Origin of the sequence: Streptococcus oralis, assembly GCF_023110055.1 — a bacterium.
GTDB lineage: Bacteria > Bacillota > Bacilli > Lactobacillales > Streptococcaceae > Streptococcus > Streptococcus oralis_BY.
Genome location: NZ_JALDVG010000001.1, coordinates 1279532 through 1303832 on the forward strand (window position 1 = coordinate 1279532; position 24301 = coordinate 1303832).

Genomic DNA, 24301 nt, shown 5'->3' on the forward strand with positions numbered 1-24301 from the left:
TCACATTTTAATCTTTCTTATTATAACACAAGTTTTTTCGATTTTCACTAGAGGAAATGGATTTTATTCAGCAAATCCAGCTAGGATTGTCCTTTTGTTGCCAAGATTGCCTTGCCTTCTTTTATCAGGGGATGGCGGAAAAGTGAAAAGTACAGTTGGGTAGTCATGGCAACCCAGATAAGGGGTTCGCAAAGGATAACTCCCCTATAGCCTGCCCAAGGGATAATCAAGACCACAAAAACGATTTTCCCGATTAGTTCTATAAAGCTGGAAACTAGAGGAAGGACTTTCTGCCCCAATCCCTGCAAGCAATTCCGATAAATCAGCAAAAGGCTCAAAATCGGATAAAAGACTGAACTGATTTGCAGGTAGAGGCTACCATTTTCTACCAAGTAGATATCTGTCGAACTGGCCAAGAAAGAAACCAAACTAGGACTGGCAAAAAAGAGGAAGATACAAACAAAACCTGCCCAGGACATACTCAAACGACTCCCAATACCAAGACCTTGGACTATGCGATCTGGTCGCTTGGCTCCTAGATTTTGAGAGGCAAAGGTCGTCATAGCAGAAGAAATAGCCGTCATTGGAAGGAGAGCAAAGGCCATAATCCGTCGAGCTGCTGTTTGTGCACTAATAATCACAGCTCCAAAAGTATTGACAGAAGACTGTAAAATCACGCTACCAATGGACACAATGGAACTCATCAGACCCATAGCCAAACCTTGCTCCAAGAGATCCGCATACAAGGCCTTGTTCCATTTAAAATGCTTGAGTTGAGGAAGCAGTTCTGGAACACTCTTACGGATATAGAAAAAGCAAAGAACCGCTGACAAGCCTTGCGAAATGATGGTAGCAAGCCCTGCGGATTGAACTCCCAGATGCAGTTGCGTAATGAAATAGAGATCCAGAACCACATTGACCAAGGCAGAAAAAATCAGAAATCCAAGAGCTGCTAGACTGTCACCAATAGACCGCAACAAACCTGCAAAGAGGTTATAGGCAAAGCTGACACCTACACAAGTCACAATCATAGAAATATATTGGTAGGATTGAGGAAGGATTTCTGCCGGGGTATCTAAATATTGCAGGAGTGGATACAGACCGACAAAGCCCATCAGCATGACCACAATGCTCAAAAGAGCACCTAAAATCCAAGTTGCTGCTACTGCTTCCTTGATCTTTGTAAAATTCCGAGCCCCATAATAGCGGGCAATGACGATCCCCATGCCATTTCCAACACCAAGCGTAAAGCCTATAATCAAGTCAAAAATGGCAGTTGTCGCCCCTACTGCAGCCAAGGAATCTTGGCCAAGAAAACGCCCAACAATCAAGACGTCAGCTGTATTATAAAGCTGTTGAAAGATATTAGACAGCAAGATTGGAAAGGCAAAGCTTAACAGCTCAGGAAGAATAGGACCATGTATCAAGTCCACGGATCGTTTCTTATTCATAAAGCTATTATATCAGCTTTCTAAAGGAGCGACAAGGCTCTGTCACTAAGTTTGCAATCAATTGCTTACAGAGAGACAATTTGCTATAATCAAGAAAAGGAGGTCATTTATGAGTTTGACCAGTCAATTAATTACCGATGCATTTCCTGATCTGGATAAGGTTGAAAAGCTAAACAAGGAAGCATTCCCCGAGGAAGAACGAGTTCCTCTATCAGAGTTTTTACGCTATCAAGACCGAGAAGATGCTCACTTTTTTGCTTTTTATAACCAAGAAGAGTTTGTCGGCTTTGCTTTTGCCATCTTCAATCCAAAGGCCTTCTATATCAGTTTTTTTGCCATCATGCCTCACTTGAGAAGCCACGGATATGGAAAAGAAATCATCGAAAAGCTGACTGATTTTTACCAGCGAACCATGTTACTGGAAGTCGAGCGATTGGATGAAGAATGCGATAACTTGGAGCAAAGGAAGGCTAGAATGGACTTCTATCGGCAAAATGGCTTTAAAACAGCCAACGCTTTTCTAGAGTACGATGGTTTGAGTTTTGAAATTCTCTACCGTGGCGACCATTTTGACGAAGAAGCCTATCGCGACATCTTCCAAAAGTTACAGAATGAACATTATTTTGACTTTCATATAGAGTATCGTCGTTTTAGTGACCATTAAACAAGACTTGTCCATCTGGTAAAGAACCTCTCTTTTTCGAGAGAAACTACATATAAAAATGCATGCAATCTACGATTACATGCATTTTTTATTTTCAACTGATCAGAATAAACTTTTATTCTCCCTATGGCTTAAGCTTCTGCATTGCCTTCTGGAAGAAGGAAGTAGAGAACAGCATAAGCCAAGATTCCAGAACCACCAAGTAGGGTGAAGATGATCCAAAGTGCACGAACAAGTGTGTGGTCCATGTTAAAGTAGTCACCGATACCAGCACATACACCAGCAATCTTTTTGTCTTGTACATTACGAACAAGGCGTTTTTCCATTATAGTAGTCTCCTTTTTATAGAATTTTTTAATTTTATCATCAAATTAAAAAAATTGCAACAGTTTTTTTAATTTTTTTGATTAAATACTCTTTTATTACGCTTTTGAAGCCTATGGAGACTTAATAATTAAACATAAAAAGCAGAGAAAGACTTCTCCGCTTTCATTTTTAATCTTCAATTTCGATTTCAAGTCCATCGCCTAGGTCAAGCGTTACTTCTTGGTTAGGTGCTAGATCTTCCGCAACAGTGGTAGGAGTTGTCCCTTCTTCATCTTCAATCAAGCCATATTGAACACGAACTTGGTGGTCAATAGCATCAAAAATTTCTGGGTGATCCGCCAAGTATTTCTTAGCATTTTCAGATCCTTGTCCGATTTTTTCACCCTTGTAAGAGTACCATGCTCCCGCTTTTTGGATGATATCGAGATCACTTGCGATCTTCAAGAGCTCACCAGTTTTAGAAATCCCTTCTCCGTACATGATTTCAACAAAGGCTTCCTTAAATGGTGGAGCCACCTTGTTTTTCACGACCTTGATCTTGGTTTCCTTACCGACATTGGTATCTTTCTGGTCACCAGTTCCCTTGATTTGTGTGCTTCCACGAACATCCAAACGGACTGAAGCGTAGAATTTCAAAGCACGTCCACCAGGTGTTGTTTCTGGATTTCCAAACATGACCCCAACTTTTTCACGCAACTGGTTGATAAAGATGGCAATTGTTTTGGTTTTATTGATAGAAGCACCAAGTTTACGCATGGCCTGGCTCATCATACGAGCTTGCAAACCAACGTGGCTGTCACCAATATCCCCATCAATTTCTGCACGAGGTACAAGGGCCGCAACCGAGTCAATAACGACAATGTCAACTGCACCTGAGTCAATCAATTTTCCAGCAATTTCAAGACCTTGTTCACCTGAGTCTGGTTGTGACAAGAGCAATTCGTCAATGTTCACACCAAGGGCTGCAGCATAGGCTGGGTCAAGAGCATGTTCCGCATCGATAAAGGCTGCAATACCACCTTCTTTCTGTGCTTGCGCAACAGCGTGAAGGGCAACCGTTGTCTTACCAGATGATTCTGGTCCATAGATTTCGATGATACGTCCTTTAGGATAACCACCTGAACCAAGAGCAATGTCCAGAGCCAATGAGCCTGAGCTCATCACTTGAACTTTTTGCTCCGCGCGCTCACCCAAGCGCATGATTGAGCCTTTACCAAAGTCTTTTTCGATCAATTTAAGAGCATCGTTCAATGCTTTTTCACGGTCAGCTCCAAATTTTTTCCCAATTTCATCTAATTTTTTTGTTGGTTTTTTCGCCATTTTGTTCTCCTATATTCTACTGGTCCTTAGACCTATCTTTCATTATACCAAAATTTAGTCACTTAATAAAGCCTTGCGAACTAGGTTAAAGGCATGCATGACCGCAATATGTCGGACATCTGCTCGACTCCGTCCTGCGATATTAGCCTTGATAACCTCTGTCCCTTTTGCATGTGCCAGTCCAATAAAAACTGTACCAGCTGGATGCCCCTCTAGGCTATCTGGTCCTGCCACACCCGTCAAACTAACTCCGTAGTCAGACTGAGTCTTGAGTCGAGCCTGCTCTGCCATTTTTCGGGCCGTAAACTCAGAAACAACCCCGTGTTCTTTTAGCTCTTGCTCGGAAATATCCAATATCTTGGACTTTTCTTCTAGGCTGTAAGTGACAAAACCGCCATTAAAGATAGCTGAAACGCCCGAAAAGTCTGCTAATGTCGCTTGAAAGAGACCTGCCGTCAAGCTTTCTGCCGCAGTAATGCTTTTCTGTCTCTTCTTTAGCTCTTCTACAACGACACTTGCGAGGCTGGTTTCTTCCCCATATCCATAACAGATGTCTCGTAGAGAAATTCCCTCGAAAGTTTGGCGACTCAAGATTTGACTTTCTAGGATGTCCAGTGCTTGATGAGCCTTTTCTTGACTAACTGCTTTTGTAGACAAGCGCAAGGTCACTTCTCCTGTTTTGGCATACGGCGCCAAAGTCGGATCGGTTTGATGGTCAATCAAATCCGCCAAAATGGTCACCAACTGACTCTCCCCAATTCCAAAGAAACGGAGCACTCGAGAGTATAACTTGGTACCAGTCATTAACTTGGGTAAGAGTTGATTTAAGACCATAGGTTTCAATTCACTAGGTGGTCCCGGGAGGACCACGTAGGTCACGCCATCCACTTCCGACACCCCTCCTACTGCTAAACCTGTCTCATTTGGCAGTGGAGTCGCCCCTTCTACAATTTGGGCTTGGCGCTCATTATTCGGTGTCCGAGCATAGTCAGGTCTATGAGCAAAGAAAATATCCAGTTTCTCTTGCGCTTGAGGGTCAAACACTAGATCTTTTCCTAAAAATTTTGCCAGGGTTTGTTTGGTCAAATCATCCTCAGTTGGTCCCAAGCCCCCTGTCAAAATCACAAGATTACTACGTTGGCTCGCAATCTCAAGCAAGGACAAAAGACGAGCTTCATTATCTCCAACAGCTGTTTGGAAGTAGACGTCTACCCCGATTTCGGCTAGTTTCTCTGATAAAAACTGAGCATTGGTATTGACAATCTGCCCTGTTAAAATTTCTGTTCCAACAGCAATAATTTCTGCTTTCATGTTTCCTCCTACTTATCTATTCGAATTTTTTTGAAAAAATCGCAGGAAATTTCCCACGATTTGATTCTTTTCTTATTCTGCTTCTTCGTTTGAAGCATTAGTACTGGTTGAAGGTGCTGTCCGACCAAAGGCTGTTTCGTACAGTACCGCATTGGTTTCCAATTCTGTCACTGGCTCTTTACCTAATGAACGACGCAAGAGATTTTGCATCTCGAGCATATGTTCTGAAGTGACAATCTGATAAGAAATTCCCTGTAGCTCAGCATCTTCCCCACGCAATTGATGCGTTTCGATATTCTTGAAAGAATCTTGATAGCCAAGCAATTGTGGAATGCTCTTAGCTGATAAGTCTACATTGGTCTGCATGTTATCACTCAAAGCTTTGAGGATACCTTGATAATGACTCACACTGTTTAGGCTCAAAACCTTCTCAACGATTTTTTGAATGACTTCACGTTGACGTTTTTGACGACCATAGTCTCCCTCTGGGTCTTGGTAACGCATCCGTGAATACACCAGGGCTTCCTCCCCATTCAAAGTTTGTTCTCCAACACCGATGGAAATCTTATTAAACTCCTCTTGGTCAGCAATCGAAATTGGGAAACCAAGTGTATTATTGACGGTGATCCCACCAACTGCATCCACCAATTGTTGAAGTCCCTGCATGTTAACCATCACATAGCGGTCAATGTGGATGTTCATCATCTTTTGAATAGTAGAAATTGCAAGTTCCGCACCACCATTAGCATAGGCCGCATTGAGTTTAGCTTCCTGAACTTGACCGTTTCCAGTCTCAATCTTGGTCAAAATATCACGTTCCAAACTCATCATAGTGGTTTTCTTTGTTTTGGGATTAACCGTCAAGAGAATCATGGAATCACTATTTCCCGCCCACGGGTCTGTACGTTCCACATTTCCCGTATCTACCCCCATCAAGAGGATGGTCAGAGGCTCCGTCGCTTCGATAACGTTGGTTTCTTCCCCGATTTTTTTGTAAGTCTTTTTACTTAGGGTTTCTGTTCCCTGTTGGTAGATGGTATAGCCATAAACCGCTACACCTAAAACTGTTACTGCTAGGAAACCTAGCACCATTCCAATTAATTTTTTAATCATCTCGTTATTTATTTATCAGCTTGCCCATAAGACAAACATCTAAAAATATCCCTTCTGCTAAATAGGCTCCTCTTTCTTGTAAGCCTTCTGTGATAAATCCCATTTTTGAATAGAGGTGGACTGCAGCCTCGTTTCGTTTTTGTACACTAAGTTGCAAACGGCGCAAGACGCCACTGACTTTAGCCCACTCGATGCCTTCTTCTAGAAGTATAGTCGCCAAGCCTTGGTTCCAAAATTTCTTGCGAACTGCTAAAAAAACATCACCGATATGTCGAACTCTTAAATGTTGGTCCGCTGTGATATTTAAAACTCCTGCAATCTCATCATTCAGTAAGGCGAGGAGAGTAATTTGATTCTCTGATACAGCTTGTTTTTCGATAAAAAGAGCCATTTCAGAAGCTGTCATCATGATACCATTTTCATCCAAACTGGTAAAATCTGTCTCTTGACCGACACAATCTAAAAATGCAATTAAGTCTGTAGCATCTGATGTCTCTGCCTCACGAATACACAACTCATACTCCATCTTGAAGCTCCTTGATGAGTTGTTCAGCCCGAGAGCCATGAGCCGTAAAATGAAGACAACGCCCCTCAGCTTCTTTCAAAATTTCCAACTCCAAGTAAGAATCTGGTAAATCTTCACCCAAAAGATGCCCCCACTCAATAACAGTCACACCACCACCGAAGAGAAACTCATCCAAGTCAATAGAATCAGCATCACCTTCGATACGGTAGACATCCAAGTGGTAAAGTGGCAAACGCCCTTCGTACTCTCTGACAATGGTATAGGTTGGACTTTTAATCATTTGACGGATATCCAAGCCCTTAGCAAGGCCTTTTGTAAAGGTTGTTTTACCCGCCCCCAACTCTCCAGTCAAGATCAGAACATCGTCTTTTTGAAGCAAATGACCTAATCTTTCTCCGAGAGCTAGAAGCTCTTCTTCATTTTTTGTGTGCATGCTACTATTATACCAAAAAGTTTTCTTTTGTGTGAATTTTCTTTATGGACTTACTATAACAATTTTGAAAAATTCTCCTCTACTTAAAAGAATACAACTATTGAAAAAACAAACAGGATATCCCGAATCAGGTGTCCGTAAAAGGAGATTTCCCTTTGGATACATTTTGGAAAAAGGAAACGTGCGCATAGAAAACCAACACTGACATAAAGGAGAATCGAGGAAATCACTAATGGATTCCTCAAAAAAACCATCGTAGCTAGAACGGAAATGACGACTGTTTTCTTTTTATTTAGGTGATTTTCTATATCGCGAAAAATTTTATCAAAAGGTAAGAAAATCAATAGATCTACTCCTAGCAAGAAAAAGAAGGAGGGTAAAAAGAGGTCAACCAGTTCCTGCTGCAATTTGCTAGTGGTTTGGATGCTTTCTGAGAGAACCAGACAGGTTGCCAGAAGATTGACTACTAAAAGGAGGCAATAAACCAGACTCACTTTCTTTTGAACATGTAAAATACTATGTCTAGACTGGTCTGCTGTATGGAAATAATTTATCCCAGCACAAAGAACAGAAAATCCTACTATCAAAATCAAAAAGTAAGCATTGGTCTGTTTTAAAGATAAAAAAGATTCTTTCCATAATAGACAACTACTAAAACTAATCTGGACGACTGCAATCAGTAACAATAGGCGAATTGATTTTACCATTTCTTTTCCCTCCCTATATGGGATTATACCTTGTGAGGAGTTTGAAATGATTGTTTCCGCCTCAAGTGTCCTTTTTTTGTGCTCAACTGACCAAAAAACAGCTCTGTTGTGCGCAGAACTGTTCTTTTACCAGTCTAATCCTTAAACCAGAGAGCAATTTCACGTTTTGCAGAAGCTTCCGAATCGGAGCCGTGAACTACATTTTGAATGGCTTGATTGTCTCCTGCAGCCTTAGCAAAATCTCCTCGGATAGTTCCTGGCAGAGCTTCTTCTGGACGAGTAGCCCCCATCATGGTCCGCCAAGTTTCAATCACTTTCGGACCTGATAGAATGCCCACCACTACTGGTCCTGAAGTCATAAACTGACGGATAGGAGGATAAAAACTTTTTTCAACCAAGTCTTGATAGTGTTGGTCAATCAAAGCTTCTGAAACTGCTGAACGCAACTCTAATTTTTCGAGTTTGAAACCTCGTTGCTCCATTCTTTGCAGAATTTCGCCAACCAGCCCTCTTTTCACACCATCTGGCTTAATGATAAAGAATGTTTGTTCCATACGGACACCTCCTTGGCATTTTAGTTCTTCTATTCTACCATACTTTATGAAAAAGTGGGAAAATTTTCTGAAATAAAACAAAGAGAACCCAAAGGTTCTCTTGTTTGCTTTTATTCTACTGTTTCTTCAACTTGGATTTCCACAGTTTCATCTACTGGAGCGTTTTCTGCCTCTTCTTGTTCTGGAGCCAGATATTCTGCTTCATTGATGGCTTGTGGTTCAAGGTTACGGTAGCGAGCCATACCAGTACCAGCTGGGATGATCTTACCGATGATAACATTTTCCTTGAGTCCAAGGAGATGATCTTTCTTACCACGGATGGCTGCATCTGTAAGGACACGAGTTGTTTCCTGGAAGGAAGCCGCTGACAAGAAACTATTTGTTTCAAGTGAGGCTTTGGTGATTCCCATAAGAACTGGGCGACCAGTCGCTGGAACTCCACCTGCGATAAGAACATCCTTGTTGGCATCTGTAAAGTCGTTGATATCCATGAGAGTACCCATAAGAAGGTCTGTGTCACCTGGATCCATGACACGAACTTTACGGATCATTTGACGAACCATTACCTCGATGTGTTTGTCACCGATTTCTACCCCTTGGCTGCGGTAAACTTTTTGTACTTCACCAAGAAGGTAGGTTTCAACTGATAAGACATCACGAACAGCAAGGAGACGTTTCGGTTGGATAGAACCTTCTGTCAATGCTGCACCACGAGAGACTTGGTCTCCAACTTCGACACGCATACGTGCTGTAAACGGAACCACGTACTCACCTTCGCCAGTTTCACCCTTAACGAAGACTTTCTTGGTACGAGTTGACGCGTCTTCTTCGATAGCTGTAACTTGTCCTTTGACCTCTGTGATGACCGCTTCCCCTTTAGGATTGCGGGCTTCAAAGATTTCTTGGACACGAGGAAGACCCTGAGTGATATCGGTATTTGAGGCAACCCCACCCGTGTGGAAGGTACGCATTGTAAGCTGTGTACCAGGTTCCCCGATAGATTGGGCAGCGATTGTACCAACTGCTTCACCAACTTCAACCGCATCACCAGTCGCCAAGTTGATACCGTAACAATGACGGCAGACACCATGACGAGTGTTACATGTAAATACAGAGCGGATAGTCACTTCTTCCACACCAGCATTGACAATTTCACGCGCCTTGTCTTCTGTAATCAACTCATTTGGACCAATGATAACTGCACCAGTTTCTGGATGTTTAACAGTTTTCTTAGTGTAACGACCATTGAGACGCTCTTCGAGAGACTCGATCATCTCTTTTCCTTCTGCGATAGAACGAATCAAGAGACCACGGTCTGTTCCACAGTCGTCCTCACGGATGATAACGTCTTGGGCAACGTCAACCAAACGACGAGTCAAGTAACCTGAGTCGGCTGTCTTAAGGGCCGTATCGGTCATACCTTTACGGGCACCGTGAGTTGAGAAGAACATTTCGAGTACTGACAAACCTTCGCGGAAGTTTGAAAGGATTGGCAATTCCATGATACGTCCGTTCGGAGCGGCCATCAGACCACGCATACCGGCAAGCTGTGAGAAGTTTGAGATGTTACCACGGGCTCCAGAGTCCATCATCATAACGATTGGGTTCTTAGGATCTTGGTTGGCAACCAAACGTTTCTCCAATTTTTCACGGGCTGCACGCCATTCAGCTGTAACAGCATTGTAGCGCTCGTCATCTGTGATCATACCACGACGGAATTGTTTTGTGATTTGTTCTACACGTTTGTGTGATTCTTCGATGATTTCAGCCTTGTCTTCAACAACTGGGATATCGGCAATACCCACTGTCAAACCTGCAAGAGTTGAGTGGTGGTAACCGAGGTTCTTCATGCGGTCAAGTAGGGCAGAAGTTTCTGTCGTACGGAAACGTTTGAAGATTTCAGCGATGATATTCCCAAGATTTTTCTTCTTGAATGGAGGGTTGAGTTCAAGATTGTTGATTGCTTCCTTGATATCTCCACCTAGTGGCAAGAAGTATTTAGCTGGAACACCTTCTGTTAAGTTGGCATTTGTTGGTTCTTGCAAGTAAGGCAGACCCTCTGGCATGATGTCGTTGAAGAGGATTTTACCAACTGTTGTCAGCAAGACCTTGTGTTTTTGCTCTTCAGTCCAAGGTTTATTGAGGCTATCTGTCGCGATACCAACACGTGAATGGAGGTGAACATAACCATTGCGGTAAGCCATAACCGCTTCGTCACGGTCTTTGAAGACCATTCCTTCACCTTCACGACCAGCTTCTTCCATGGTCAAGTAGTAGTTACCCAAAACCATGTCCTGAGATGGAGTAACAACTGGTTTACCATCTTTCGGGTTCAAGATATGCTCAGCAGCCAACATCAAGATACGAGCTTCTGCTTGAGCTTCTTCTGAAAGCGGTACGTGGATGGCCATTTGGTCCCCGTCAAAGTCGGCGTTGTAGGCTTCACAGACAAGCGGGTGCAAGCGAAGGGCCTTACCATCAATCAAGACTGGCTCGAAGGCTTGGATACCCAAACGGTGAAGGGTCGGTGCGCGGTTCAAAAGTACTGGGTGTTCTTTGATTACTTCTTCAAGAATATCCCAGATACGTTCGTCTCCACGTTCCACCAAGCGTTTAGCTGCCTTAACGTTTTGCACAATGTCGCGGGCAACGATTTCACGCATGACGAATGGTTTAAAGAGCTCGATCGCCATTTCACGTGGCACACCACATTGGTACATCTTAAGAGTTGGACCAACGGCGATAACGGAACGTCCTGAGAAGTCAACACGTTTACCGAGCAAGTTTTGACGGAAGCGTCCTTGTTTCCCTTTAAGCATGTGGCTCAATGATTTGAGTGGACGGCTACCTGGTCCTGTGATTGGACGACCACGACGACCATTGTCAATCAAAGCATCAACCGCTTCTTGAAGCATACGCTTCTCATTTTGAACGATAATACCAGGTGCATTCAACTCAAGCAAACGAGCCAAACGGTTGTTACGGTTGATAACACGGCGGTAAAGGTCGTTCAAGTCAGATGAGGCAAAACGGCCACCATCCAACTGCAACATTGGACGAAGATCTGGTGGAATAACTGGAAGGATGTTGAGAACCATCCATTCAGGTTTGTTTCCAGACTTGTAAAAGGCATCCAAAACATCCAAACGACGGATGGCTTTAACACGTTTTTGTCCAGTAGCTGTTTTCAACTCTTCTTTGAGTTCAGCAATTTCTTTTTCAAGATCTACTTGTTTCAAGAGGTCTTGGATGGCTTCGGCACCCATCTTGGCAACGAATGAACCATAACCATACTCACGCAAGCGCTCACGGTATTCGCGCTCTGTCATGATAGACTTGTGCTCAAGTGGTGTATCCTTAGGATCAATCACCACATAAGCCGCAAAGTAGATAACTTCCTCGAGGGCACGAGGACTCATATCAAGGGTCAAGCCCATACGGCTTGGAATCCCCTTGAAGTACCAGATGTGAGATACAGGAGCCTTCAACTCGATGTGCCCCATACGCTCACGACGAACTTTCGTACGCGTTACTTCAACCCCACAGCGGTCACAAACAATCCCTCTGTAACGAATGCGTTTGTACTTACCACAAGCACATTCCCAGTCCTTTGTAGGACCAAAGATGACTTCGTCAAAGAGTCCTTCACGTTCTGGTTTCAAGGTACGGTAATTGATTGTTTCAGGTTTTTTGACTTCTCCATAAGACCATGAACGGACTTTGCTTGGAGAAGCTAGGGTGATTTGCATACTTTTAAAACGATTTACATCAACCACTATTTCTTCCCTTTCTATTCTAAGTGAACTGCTTATTCTTGTTCAGCAGCTTCTTCTGTTGCTTCCGCTTTTGTTGCTTTCTCTGCTTCTTCAGCTTCAAAGGCTGCTTTCGCCTCTTGGGCTGCTTTTTCGCGGGCTTTTTCAAGGTCATCTACGTGGATGACATCTTCGTCCATTCCTTCATCCAAGTCGCGAAGTTCCACTTCTTGGTCATCTTCGTCAAGGACACGCATGTCAAGACCAAGAGATTGCAATTCTTTTACAAGAACTCGGAAGGATTCTGGAACACCTGGTTTTGGAATTGGTTTTCCTTTTGTAATGGCTTCATAGGCTTTCAAACGTCCGTTGATATCGTCAGACTTGTAGGTCAAGATTTCTTGGAGGACATTTGACGCACCGTAGGCTTCAAGAGCCCAAACCTCCATCTCACCGAAACGTTGTCCACCAAACTGAGCTTTACCTCCGAGTGGTTGTTGAGTAACGGTTGAGTATGGTCCGACTGAACGCGCGTGCAATTTATCATCAACCATGTGGTGGAGTTTGATCATGTACATGACACCAACTGATACACGGTTGTCAAACGGCTCACCTGTACGCCCATCGTATAAGATTGTCTTAGCATCGCTATCCATACCTGCTTCTTTAACAGTATCCCAAAGGTCTTCAGAACTTGCTCCGTCAAAGACTGGTGTTGCGATGTGGATACCAAGAGTACGGGCTGCCATACCAAGGTGGAGTTCCATAACCTGACCGATATTCATACGTGATGGCACCCCAAGTGGGTTCAACATGATATCGACTGGAGTTCCGTCTGGAAGGTAAGGCATGTCTTCTACAGGAACGATACGAGAGACAACCCCTTTGTTTCCGTGACGTCCGGCCATCTTATCTCCGACCTTGATCTTACGTTTTTGAGCGATGTAGACGCGAACCAGCATGTTAACACCTGATTGCAACTCATCACCATTTGCACGTGTAAAGATCTTAACATCACGAACGACACCATCGGCACCGTGAGGTACTCGAAGAGAAGTATCACGCACTTCACGAGACTTGTCTCCGAAGATAGCGTGCAAGAGACGTTCTTCAGCTGAAAGGTCTTTCTCACCCTTAGGTGTGACTTTACCTACAAGGATGTCCCCTTCTTTAACCTCTGCACCGATACGGATAATACCCATTTCGTCAAGGTCTTTAAGAGCATCTTCCCCAACGTTTGGAATTTCACGAGTAATTTCTTCAGGCCCAAGCTTTGTATCGCGCGTTTCTGATTCGTATTCTTCGAGGTGGACAGATGTGTAGACATCGTCTTTGACCAAGCGTTCGCTCATGATAACGGCATCCTCGAAGTTGTAACCTTCCCATGTCATGTAGGCAACGATTGGGTTTTGTCCAAGCGCCATTTCCCCTTTTTCCATAGAAGGTCCGTCAGCGATAAAGTCGCCTTTTTCGACGACATCGCCAACTTTAACAAGCGTGCGTTGGTTGTAAGCAGTACCTGAGTTTGAACGACGGAATTTTTGGATGTGGTAAACGTCCAATGAACCATCTTCGCGGCGTACTTCTACCTTGTCAGCATCTGCGTATGTAACTTTACCATCATACTGAGCAATAACAGCAGCACCAGAGTCATGAGCTGCTTGGTATTCCATACCAGTACCAACGTAAGGTGCTTTTGGATCAATCAAAGGCACAGCCTGACGTTGCATGTTGGCACCCATGAGGGCACGGTTGGAGTCATCGTTTTCCAAGAAAGGAATACATGCTGTCGCAACGGCAACTACCTGTTTTGGTGACACGTCCATGTAGTCAACCACTTCTGCTGGATACTCTTGGTTGACCCCTTGGTGACGTCCCATGACAACTTTCTCAGCAAAAGTACCGTCTTCGTTGAGGCGAGAGTTGGCCTGCGCTACAGTAAATTCATCTTCTTCATCGGCTGTCAACCAAACGATTTCGTTTGTGACTACACCAGTTTCACGGTCAACCTTACGGTATGGTGTTTGAACAAATCCATACTTATTCAAGTGTCCGTAAGATGACAAGTTATTGATCAAACCGATGTTAGGTCCTTCAGGTGTCTCGATTGGACACATACGACCATAGTGAGTATAGTGCACGTCACGTACTTCATATCCTGCACGGTCACGTGTCAAACCACCAGGTCCTAAGGCTGACAAACGGCGTTTGTGAGACAACTCAGAAAGCGGGTTGTGTTGGTCCATGAACTGTGACAACTGTGATGAACCAAAGAATTCTTTAACTGCAGCTGTTACAGGACGGATGTTGATGATTTGTTGTGGTGTTAAAACTTCATTGTCCTGAACAGACATACGTTCACGGACATTACGTTCCATACGAGAAAGTCCAAGACGTACTTGGTTGGCAAGCAATTCACCAACTGCACGGATACGACGGTTCCCAAGGTGGTCGATATCATCCACACGTCCGATACCTTCTGCCAAGTTGAGGAAGTAGCTCATCTCTGCAAGGATATCCGCAGGAGTTACAACACGAACCTTGTCGTCTGGATTGGCATTTCCGATGATGGTTACAACACGGTCTGGATCCGTTGGGGCAACAACCTTGAATTTTTGAAGGACAACTGGTTCTGTCAGAACAGCTGCATCGTTTGGAATATAAACGATCTTGTTCAAGTCGCCATCCAAGTGACTCTCGATACTTTCAATCACACTACGAGTCATAACGGTGCCAGCTTCTACCAAGATTTCTCCTGTTTCAGGGTCTACCAATGGCTCCGCAATGGTTTGGTTGAGCAAGCGTGTTTTGATGTTCAATTTTTTATTAATCTTGTATCGACCAACAGCTGCCAAATCGTAGCGACGTGGGTCAAAGAAACGAGCCACAAGCAAGCTACGTGAGCTTTCAGCAGTTTTAGGCTCACCCGGACGAAGGCGTTCGTAAATTTCTTTCAAGGCTTCGTCTGTACGAGAGTCCATTGGATTCTTGTGGATATCTTTTTCAACAGTATTGCGAACCAATTCGCTATCACCAAAGATATCAAAGATTTCATCATCACCTGAGAAACCAAGCGCACGAACCAAGGTCGTAAATGGAATCTTACGAGTACGGTCGATACGAGTATAAGCGATGTCTTTTGAGTCGCTTTCAAGTTCCAACCAAGCTCCACGGTTAGGGATAACAGTAGAACCGTAACCCACTTTACCGTTCTTGTCTACTTTGTCATTAAAGTAAACACCTGGTGAGCGGACCAACTGAGAAACGATAATACGTTCACCACCATTGATGATGAAAGTACCCATTTCTGTCATGATTGGGAAATCACCAAAGAAGACTTCTTGAGTCTTGATTTCGCCTGTTTCTTTATTAATCAAGCGGAAGGTTACAAAAATTGGTGCTGAGTAGCTAGCATCATGGATACGAGCTTCTTCGAGCGTATATTTTGGTTCCTTGATCTCATAGCCAACAAATTCCAACTCCATTGTGTCTGTGAAGTTTGAAATTGGCAATACATCTTCAAATACTTCCTTAAGTCCGTGGTCTAGGAAATCTTTGAATGAATCCGTTTGAATTTCAATCAAATTTGGTAAGTCAAGAACTTCTTTGATTCTTGAAAAACTACGACGGGTACGATGTTTCCCGTATTGAACGTCATGTCCTGCCAAGATGATTCTCCTTTGTAAATAAATTCCAAGCCTTGTCAATCAGGCTTTTCTAATCGTCATATGGTTTTAAAAACCCTATCACCGTGTCCCTTTGACGAATTTTCAGAATCTTTAAATCTTTGTTACAAGCACTCGAAAACCTGAAAAAAAGCACAAAAAGAGCAGCTAAATCTGACTTTTTCAGAAGATTTAACTGCTGTGAGCCTTGTCTGGACAATATTTCAGACAAAACCTACGACAAATGATTATTCATATTATACCTTATTTAGCTAGATTTTTCAAGGTTTTTTTACTATTTTTTAAACAATCTTTTCCTATATATTATTTTAAAATTTCAAGAGAATGAAGCATTACATTTTCTCTTAAAAGTTAGGAAAACGCTTGCACTAATGTTTACCTCGTGCTATACTGATAGGAAACAACTACACAAGGAGAATTGTGATGAAAAAGATCCCATCTCAAACTGAGAAAAAAATGATTTATGGTATTCGTTCTTTGAAAAACGGAACTGGTTCTGTCCTTATTGGTGCCAGTATTGTCCTACTTTCTGCTGCAATGCCAACTATTTCAGCTAACGAAAACCTACCTCAAACTCAGGAAAATACTAGCGCTGTGACCAAGGCCCCTACTGAGACTGAAACGAGTCAAACTCAAAAGGAAACGCCTATTTCTGAACAAAAGAATGCAAACGCTTCCCTTGATTCTAAAAAGGAAGCTCCAGCTGCGGAAACTACTACAGCACCAGAAACACCTAAAACAGAAAATGCTACTACAAGCCAAGCTAACAGCAAGGAAGAGAAAGTAGATGCCAGCACTTTGGCGCCAACTTCTGATCAAAAGCCACAAGCTGACACATCCTCTGAAGAACCCATCGCAGACAACCACTTCCGCATCCACGTAAAAAAACTCCCTGAAGAAAACAAAGATTCTCAAGGTCTTTGGACTTGGGACGATGTTGAAAAGCCGTCTGAAAACTGGCCCAATGGAGCCAATTCCTTCAAGGATGCCAAGCAAGATGACTACGGCTATTACCTAGATGTCAAACTCAAAAATGAGCATGCCAAGAAAGTCAGCTTCCTTATCAACAATACCAAGGGGGATAACCTGACAGGGGACCGTTCTGTAGAGCGCCTCTCTCCAAAAATGAACGAGGCCTGGCTAGATGAAAACTACAAGGTATACAATTATCGACCTCAACCAGCAGGAACTATTCGTGTCAACTACTACCGCACCGATGGCAACTATGACAAAAAATCTCTCTGGTATTGGGGCGATGTCAAGACTCCAAGCAGTGGAGAATGGCCTGACGGTACTGACTTTACCGCAACTGGAAAATATGGTCGCTACATTGATATCCCACTCAATGAAGCTGCGAGAGAATTTGGATTTTTATTACTAGACGAAAGCAAGAAAGGCGATGATGTGAAAATCAGAAAAGAGGATTATAAATTCACTGATCTAAAAAATCACAGTCAGATTTTCCTCAAAGATGATGACGAAACCATCTACACCAACCCCTACTATGTGCACGATATCCGCATGACTGGTGCCCAACACGTGGCTAAATCTCGTATCGAAAGCAGTTTTTCTACCCTAGTTGGAGCTAAGAAAGACGACATCCTCAAACACTCCAGCATCACTGATTACCAAGGAAATAAAGTGGCTATCACAGACGTGGAAGTAGATGAGGCAGGTAAAAAAGTGACTTACATCGGCGACTTCTCTGACACTCAACACCCTTACACTGTCAGCTACAATTCAGACCGCTTTACCACACGTTCAAGCTGGCGCCTCAAGGATGAGTCCTACAGTTACGATGGTCCACTCGGCGCAACTCTAAAAGAAGATGGCAAGCGGGTTGATCTCACCCTCTGGTCTCCAAGTGCTGATAAGGTTTCCGTTGTTGTCTATGACAAGAAAGACCCTGAAAAAGTAGTTGGAACTGTCGCCCTTGAAAAAGGAGAAAAAGGAACCTGGAAACAAACTCTGGATGCAAACTCTGGTCTCGGTATCAGCAACTACACTGGCTATTACTACCACTACCAAATCGAGCGCCAAGGTAAAACTGTCCTCGTTCTTGACCCTTATGCCAAATCATTAGCGGCTTGGAACAGTGACCTAGCAAAAACAGATGCCGCTCATAAGGTCGCTAAGGCTGCCTTTGTTGATCCATCCAAACTAGGTCCGCAAGACTTGACCTATGGGAAGATTCGTAACTTCAAATCGCGTGAAGATGCCGTTATATATGAAGCTCATGTGCGTGACTTCACTTCGGATCCTGCCATCGCAAAAGACTTGACCAAGCCATTTGGTACCTTTGAAGCCTTTATCGAAAAACTAGACTATCTCAAGGACTTGGGTGTGACCCACATCCAGCTCCTTCCAGTCTTGTCTTACTACTTTGTCAATGAATTGAAAAACCATGAGCGTTTGTCTGCCTACGCTTCAAGCAACAGCAATTACAACTGGGGATATGACCCTCAAAACTACTTCTCCTTGACTGGTATGTACTCAAGCGATCCTAAGAATCCAGAAAAACGTATTGCCGAATTCAAAAACCTCATCAACGAAATCCACAAACGTGGCATGGGGGCTATCCTGGACGTGGTCTACAACCATACTGCCAATGTTGATATTTTTGAGGATATTGAGCCAAACTACTATCACTTTATGGACGCAGACGGAACTCCACGTACTAGCTTTGGTGGCGGTCGTTTGGGAACTACCCACTACATGTCTAAACGCGTCTTGGTAGACTCTATCAAGTATCTGGTTGAAACTTACAAAGTAGATGGTTTCCGCTTTGATATGATGGGTGACCACGATGCGGCTTCTATCGAAGAAGCGTACAAAGCTGCCCGCGCCCTCAATCCAAATCTTATCATGCTAGGTGAAGGCTGGAGAACCTATGCTGGTGACGAAAACATGCCTACTAAGCCTGCTGACCAAGATTGGATGAAGAAAACAGATACTGTCGCTGTCTTTTCAGATGATATCCGTAACAACCTCAAGTCTGGTTATCCAAACGAAGGCCAACCTGCCTTTATCACAGGTGGAAAACGCGATATCAATACCATCTTTAAAAATCTGATTGCTCAACCAACTAACTTTGAAGCAGACAGTCCTGGAGATGTTATCCAGTATATCGCAGCCCATGATAACTTGACCCTCTTTGACATTATTGCTCAGTCTATCAAAAAAGACCCAAGCAAGGCTGAGAACTATGCTGAAATCCATCGCCGTTTGCGACTTGGAAACCTCATGGTCTTGACTGCTCAAGGGACTCCGTTTATCCACTCTGGTCAAGAATACGGACGTACCAAACAATTCCTTGATCCAGCCTATAAGACTCCTGTTCCTGAAGATAAGGTTCCAAACAAGTCTCACTTGTTACGTGACAAAGACGGCAAGCCATTTGTCTATCCTTACTTTATCCATGACTCTTATGACTCTAGTGATGCTGTCAACAAGTTTGATTGGACCAAAGCAACTGATGGCAAAGCATACCCTGAAAATGTCAAGAGCCGTGACTACATGAAAGGATTGATTGCTCTTCGTCAATCTACAGACGCTTTCCGACTCAAGAGTCTGCAAGACATCAAAGAGCGCGTCCACCTCATTACTGTTCCAGGACAAAATGGCGTTGAAAAAGAAGATGTGACCATCGGCTACCAAATCACTGCTCCAAACGGTGATGTCTACGCTGTCTTTGTCAATGCGGATGATAAGGCTCGTGAATTTACTCTAGGAACTGCCTTTGCCCACTTGAGAAAAGCTGAAGTCCTGGCAGATGAAAATCAAGCCGGACCAGTAGGAATCGCTAAACCTCAAGGTCTCGAATGGACTGAAAAAGGCTTGAAATTGAACGCTCTCACTGCCGTTGTTCTCCGCTTGTCTCAAGGTGGTGCTATTGTCGCCCCAGCTGTGGAAGAAAAACCAGAATTTGATCTTTCTAGCCTGGACGTTGAACCAGAACAAGGCCGAGCTCAAAGCCTAGCAGCTAATCCTGAAACTCAAGAAACCGCTGCAGAGGCTCACTCTCAGAACCTCCTTCCAAACACAGGTACTGAGAACAAATCCCTTCTTGCCCTTGCTGGATTCAGCATCCTTGCCCTTCTCGGACTTGGATGGTTGATAAAAAACAAGAAAAAGAAATAACACTCAATGAAAATCAAAGGGTAAACTAGGAAGCTAATCGCAGGCTACTCAAAGCACAGCTTTGAGCTTGTAGAGAAGGCGAAGCTGACCTGGTTTAAAGAGATTTTCGAGGTGTATAACCTAGCCCTCCTATAGAGAAAACACCCCATGGTCAGAAGAATCTTCTAGTCATGGGGTGTTGTTTTTATGATACACTTATCTATCAAATCATATATTCTACACTATAGCTAGCGTCTGATAAGATACGAGCCAGGAACTGCTTGGTTCGTTCTTCTTGTGGACGACTAAAGAAATCGTGGGGATTGTTCTCCTCTACGATACGGCCTCCATCCATGAAAATAACGTGGTTGGCGACATCTCTAGCAAATCCCATCTCATGCGTGACGACCACCATGGTCACACCTTCTCCCGCCAACTGTTTCAGAACATCCAAAACATCTCCAACCAACTCAGGGTCTAATGCTGATGTTGGTTCATCTAGCAAAATGACCTCGGGCTTGACGGCAATAGCACGCGCAATTCCTATTCGTTGTTGTTGCCCTCCAGATAGCTGAGAAGGGTAGTAGTCTTTGTAGGCCAGTAAACCAACTTTTTCCAAGGCAGATTCTGCACGTTTGAGCGCTTCTTCCTTGGGAACTTTACGAGCGACGATTAGGCCTTCTAGAATATTTTCCAGAGCAGTTTTATTTGCAAAGAGATTGTAGTGTTGGAAAACAAAGGCTGTTTTTTGGCGAATTTCTAGAATGTCTTTCTTGCTTAATTTGGCTAAGTCATAGGTCTTTCCTGCCAAGGTCAAACGGCCACTGTCAGCTTTTTCTAAGTGGTTGAGACAACGGAGAAAGGTCGTTTTCCCCGAACCTGATGGCCCTAAGATAACGACGACATCCCCTTGATTGACCTGGAGATTGACATCCTCCAGGACCTGCCTCTCACCAAATGTTTTTGCGATATGTTCTACTTGTAACATCCTGTCCTCCTATACAAAACGCGCGCTAGATGTTTTTGCTCTCTTTTCTTTTTTCACATAGCCTTTCTCCAGTAGGGAGAAGCCCCACTGAATCAAACCACAGATCAAAATATACTGCAAAAAGATCACAAAATATGACTCAAAATACTGGTAACCGTAGGACGCTTCTACACGAGCAATAGCGGTGATATCCTTGATGGTCATAACAAAGACCAGGGAGGTCCCTTTGACGATATTGATCACCAGATTGGCCAAGTTAGGCAAGGCTGAGCGCAAGGCTTGAGGAAAAACAATCCTTAGATAAGCCTGGGTCGTAGTCAGCCCAATCGCATGTGCTGCCTCTAGTTGTCCCTTGTCCACCGTCAAGATGGCTGAACGCAAAATCTCCGATAAACTCCCGACTGTCATCAAACTATAAATGATAAAGGCATAATAGAGAGGATCAAGCTTGAAAATATCAAAGTCACTTCCTATGCTTTTGAGAAATTGATTCAGCAAACTTGGAAATAAACTATAAAAGAAGAGAATCAATAAAATCGGAGGAGTCGCTCGGATAAAGGCCAGATAGACCAAAGAAAAACTCCTCACACCTCGAACCTTGTAAATCTGCCCCAAGGCTAAAAATAGAGCCGGTAAAAAGCTTAAGACCATAGCCACAATCATGATAATCAAGGTGATTGGCACACCCTTCAAGGTCTCCAGAAAGGTCTTTACAATATAGTCTATATCCATTTCTTACCTCCCTTTTGTTTCCAAAGACTTCTCAAGCAAACGACTCAAGCTAGAAATAACCAAGGCAATCCCCCAGTAAAGAAGCGCAACTGCCGTATAGGTTTCCAGAGAGTAGTTCCCTAAATTGCGACTGATCAAGAGATTGCCTGCCCCCATAACATCAACAAAACCAATCGTATAGGCCAAGGCAGCATCCCGCATGAGATTGAGAATAGCGGTCGTTATATTGGGAAGAGCAACTTGAAAAGCTTGGGGAAAAATGATTCTCCAAAAAGTCTGACTTGGAGTCAAACCAATACTAAGTCCGGCCTCTGTCTGCCCCTTTGGAATAGCTTGATAGCTCGCCTTGAAAACCTCGGCAACAATAGCCGCAAACAAGAGAATCATCGTCAGGAGAACAAAAATAGTTTTAGACCAGTTGTTGATATCCAAACCAAGCCACCATTTCAGAAATTCTGGCAAGCCATAAAAGACTAGAAAAAGCAAGACAATCGGCGGTGTACAACGTAGGGTAAAGATATAGCCTTTGGAAATCGCTGCAAAACTCTTGTCTTCTCCTACTTGCGCCCAGGCCAAGAGACCTCCAAAAAGGGAACCAAGAAGAGTGGTAAAAAAGAGAATGGACAAGGTCATAGGAAGTGCCTGCCATAAGGTTGGCAAAAACTGAAAGACCTTGGAAAAATCATAAGAAACCATGCAAAACCCTTTCTAGTCTTGGAATTTCTGGTCTAGTCTTTGTCTACGTAACTAAAGACATCTTCTTTAAAGTATTGCTGAGATAGCTTAGCAAGCGTGCCATCTTCTTTCAACTCTTTAATTGCTTTTTCGTATTCTTTAGCGAATTTCTCACCCTTTTCATCACGGTGAATCAAGGGATAAGTTGGAATGCCTTTATATGGGAACCAGCTGAGTTTATCCGCATATTGATGGTAAGGTCCATCTTCTGCGGTAACTGCTTTTTCAAAGGACAGTTTGATATCAAAGAAGGCGTCATAACGTCCTTCTAAGACCCAGGCATAGGCATCTGCCACTTTAAAGGATTCAGCTGCTGTTAGCTCAATCGGTGCATCCTGATGTTTTTCATTGTAGCTGGTGATAACATTCCATTGAGCATTCTGTGGAGAGATGGGAACCAATTTCCCTTTATTCTTAGCAAAGTCATCAATGGTTTTGTATTTCTGTTCATCTTCTTTTCTGACAGTAAATCCGATGATGCTCGCTCCGACTGGTTCAGATGGAATGACAAACTTTTTAGCTCGTTCATCTGTGTACCAAGCTCCCTTGGTTCCGATGTCATACTTGCCTGATTCCAGACCAATCAAGAGGTCATCATCACTGGTGCCCGTATATTCAAATTGATAGTTTGCCAACTTCTCATCAACAGCCTTCAAAACAGCTACTTCATAACCATCTGATTCCCCTTTTTCATTGACAAAGTCATAAGGTACATAGTTTTGTGTATGGGCAACCTTCAAGGTTATGACTTCAGCAGACGAAGCCGTTTCTCCCTCCTTGGCTGGAGCGCCAGCTAAACTTCTCCCGATAATCGTCGCCCCAATTACTGCAACAACTGCTACACCACCGATAATCCATGCTTTTTTACTCATCTTTTTCTCCTTTAGTTTTCAAGCGCTTCTCTCACCCACTGGATACGTTCAACTGCGATATCACTTGGAATGGTACAATCTGCTCCAAGTACCAAGCCCTGTTCCCCAGCTTCTGCAACTAGTTTCTTTGCTTCAGCCTGAATGGCATCCTTGCTACCAGTATACAGCAAGCCTGTCTTGCCATTTTCAAATCCTCCAAGAACCGTACGTCCCTTGAAAATCTCACGACCTTCCTTGAGAGTGATTCCCTCTGGTCCCACAGCCCAGTTAAAGACTTGGGCTGGATAGTCTGCAAAAAGGTGAATATCATTTCGCGCCCCCTCGTAGCCACAGATATGAAGAACAGTGACGCCACCAACAGCACTAGCCGCTTCCAGAACAGTTATCTCGCTAGGGGCAATGACGGCTTGATAATCTGCTGCCGACACTCGTTGATCTTGGATACTCTGCACGCTGAGATAGATTCCATCAGCACCAGCCTCTTCGATGACAGCTCGACTGAGACTCGCAATATCTTCTGCAATCACATCCAACACCTTCTTGAGGGCTTCAGGGTCTTCCACCAGAAAGTCCGCGATAAGGTCATCGCCACCAGACACTTCCCCCAGCAGCCACTTGAGATAGGTCACAGGAGCAAAAATATTGTAAATCGCAACGATATCTTCTGTAAACTCTTGCTTGATTTTCTTAACCAAGTCCACCTGCTCTTTTATCCAAGCATGATCTGATCCGAGTGGTTGAATGGTCGCCAATTCTTGAAGTGATTTGCCTTTGGCAATCGCTGGATTTGGATAAGCAAAGTAGCCATCACTCATGAGTTTGATAAAGTCTGGCTGAACTTGTCGGATAAAGCGCTTATGTCCCTCGATATTCTTCTCGATAATGACTGGATTTGAGAAACCGTGTAGCCATTCGTCTTCGGATGTAAAATGGTGCCAAAAGCCAACTGGCACACGTTCAACCTTTTCACCTCTAAATGCTTTTAAGACCCATTCTTTTTTTTCTGACATT

The 24301-nt window shown here is 43.6% G+C and carries 18 protein-coding genes; 2 read left to right on the top strand and 16 right to left on the bottom strand.

What is annotated here, in order from left to right; all coding sequences use genetic code 11:
- Window positions 1-80: 80 nt before the first annotated feature.
- Window positions 81-1451 (bottom strand): MATE family efflux transporter, encoded by a 1371-nt coding sequence (locus M1G01_RS06055; RefSeq protein WP_247931401.1) that lies wholly within the window; start codon window positions 1449-1451, stop codon window positions 81-83.
- Window positions 1452-1560: 109 nt separating this feature from the next.
- Between M1G01_RS06055 and M1G01_RS06060 the strand changes: the two genes are divergently transcribed.
- Complete coding sequence (locus M1G01_RS06060) at window positions 1561-2115, top strand: GNAT family N-acetyltransferase (RefSeq protein ID WP_247931402.1); 555 nt, start codon at window positions 1561-1563, stop codon at window positions 2113-2115.
- Window positions 2116-2246: 131 nt separating this feature from the next.
- Here M1G01_RS06060 and M1G01_RS06065 read toward each other — a convergent pair whose 3' ends face one another.
- The 10 genes from M1G01_RS06065 to rpoB all read right to left on the bottom strand — a co-directional run bounded on the left by M1G01_RS06065 (window position 2247) and on the right by rpoB (window position 15826).
- Window positions 2247-2441 carry a PspC domain-containing protein gene (locus M1G01_RS06065; protein WP_000415528.1) on the bottom strand — a complete coding sequence of 65 codons (195 nt, stop codon included), beginning with the start codon at window positions 2439-2441 and terminating at the stop codon, window positions 2247-2249.
- Window positions 2442-2610: 169 nt separating this feature from the next.
- Window positions 2611-3762 (bottom strand): recombinase RecA, encoded by a 1152-nt coding sequence (gene recA / locus M1G01_RS06070; RefSeq protein WP_049550217.1) that lies wholly within the window; start codon window positions 3760-3762, stop codon window positions 2611-2613.
- A gap of 54 nt (window positions 3763-3816) precedes the next feature.
- A complete protein-coding gene (locus M1G01_RS06075; RefSeq protein WP_049550216.1) occupies window positions 3817-5073 on the bottom strand; it encodes a competence/damage-inducible protein A in 1257 nt (418 codons plus the stop codon).
- Window positions 5074-5145: 72 nt separating this feature from the next.
- Window positions 5146-6186, bottom strand: a complete 1041-nt coding sequence (gene lytR / locus M1G01_RS06080) for a glycopolymer--peptidoglycan transferase LytR (RefSeq protein WP_000592174.1) — start codon at window positions 6184-6186, stop codon at window positions 5146-5148.
- A 4-nt stretch (window positions 6187-6190) separates the two neighbouring features.
- Window positions 6191-6712, bottom strand: a complete 522-nt coding sequence (locus M1G01_RS06085; RefSeq protein WP_247931403.1) for a GNAT family N-acetyltransferase — start codon at window positions 6710-6712, stop codon at window positions 6191-6193.
- Window positions 6702-7145, bottom strand: coding sequence for a tRNA (adenosine(37)-N6)-threonylcarbamoyltransferase complex ATPase subunit type 1 TsaE (gene tsaE, locus M1G01_RS06090; RefSeq protein WP_000556959.1), 444 nt, complete (start codon window positions 7143-7145; stop codon window positions 6702-6704). Before tsaE ends, M1G01_RS06085 begins: the two co-directional genes overlap by 11 nt.
- 83 nt (window positions 7146-7228) lie before the next feature.
- Window positions 7229-7852 carry a hypothetical protein gene (locus M1G01_RS06095; RefSeq protein WP_247931404.1) on the bottom strand — a complete coding sequence of 208 codons (624 nt, stop codon included), beginning with the start codon at window positions 7850-7852 and terminating at the stop codon, window positions 7229-7231.
- Between the two features lie 134 nt (window positions 7853-7986).
- Window positions 7987-8406 carry a nucleoside-diphosphate kinase gene (gene ndk, locus M1G01_RS06100; RefSeq protein ID WP_000438280.1) on the bottom strand — a complete coding sequence of 140 codons (420 nt, stop codon included), beginning with the start codon at window positions 8404-8406 and terminating at the stop codon, window positions 7987-7989.
- A 110-nt stretch (window positions 8407-8516) separates the two neighbouring features.
- Entirely contained in the window at window positions 8517-12182 is a 3666-nt protein-coding gene (gene rpoC / locus M1G01_RS06105; protein WP_247931405.1) for a DNA-directed RNA polymerase subunit beta', read from the bottom strand.
- Window positions 12183-12214: 32 nt separating this feature from the next.
- Window positions 12215-15826, bottom strand: a complete 3612-nt coding sequence (gene rpoB / locus M1G01_RS06110) for a DNA-directed RNA polymerase subunit beta (RefSeq protein WP_247931406.1) — start codon at window positions 15824-15826, stop codon at window positions 12215-12217.
- A 441-nt stretch (window positions 15827-16267) separates the two neighbouring features.
- Between rpoB and M1G01_RS06115 the strand changes: the two genes are divergently transcribed.
- Window positions 16268-19984 carry a pullulanase gene (locus tag M1G01_RS06115; RefSeq protein WP_247931407.1) on the top strand — a complete coding sequence of 1239 codons (3717 nt, stop codon included), beginning with the start codon at window positions 16268-16270 and terminating at the stop codon, window positions 19982-19984.
- Between the two features lie 202 nt (window positions 19985-20186).
- Here the strand turns inward: M1G01_RS06115 and M1G01_RS06120 are convergent, their stop codons facing one another.
- Genes M1G01_RS06120 through M1G01_RS06140 form a run of 5 tightly spaced genes read right to left on the bottom strand, consistent with a single transcriptional unit; the run spans window position 20187 to window position 24300 of the window.
- Window positions 20187-20951 carry an amino acid ABC transporter ATP-binding protein gene (locus M1G01_RS06120; RefSeq protein WP_000942251.1) on the bottom strand — a complete coding sequence of 255 codons (765 nt, stop codon included), beginning with the start codon at window positions 20949-20951 and terminating at the stop codon, window positions 20187-20189.
- 9 nt (window positions 20952-20960) lie between these two features.
- The gene (locus M1G01_RS06125) at window positions 20961-21683 is read right to left on the bottom strand and encodes an amino acid ABC transporter permease (protein ID WP_084945085.1); all 723 of its coding nucleotides are present in this window, start codon (window positions 21681-21683) and stop codon (window positions 20961-20963) included.
- 3 nt (window positions 21684-21686) lie between these two features.
- Window positions 21687-22379 (bottom strand): amino acid ABC transporter permease, encoded by a 693-nt coding sequence (locus M1G01_RS06130; protein ID WP_009729724.1) that lies wholly within the window; start codon window positions 22377-22379, stop codon window positions 21687-21689.
- Between the two features lie 32 nt (window positions 22380-22411).
- Window positions 22412-23290, bottom strand: a complete 879-nt coding sequence (locus M1G01_RS06135; RefSeq protein ID WP_000037003.1) for a transporter substrate-binding domain-containing protein — start codon at window positions 23288-23290, stop codon at window positions 22412-22414.
- 11 nt (window positions 23291-23301) lie between these two features.
- Complete coding sequence (locus M1G01_RS06140) at window positions 23302-24300, bottom strand: uroporphyrinogen decarboxylase family protein (RefSeq protein WP_247931408.1); 999 nt, start codon at window positions 24298-24300, stop codon at window positions 23302-23304.
- Between the last annotated feature and the right edge of the window lies 1 nt (window position 24301).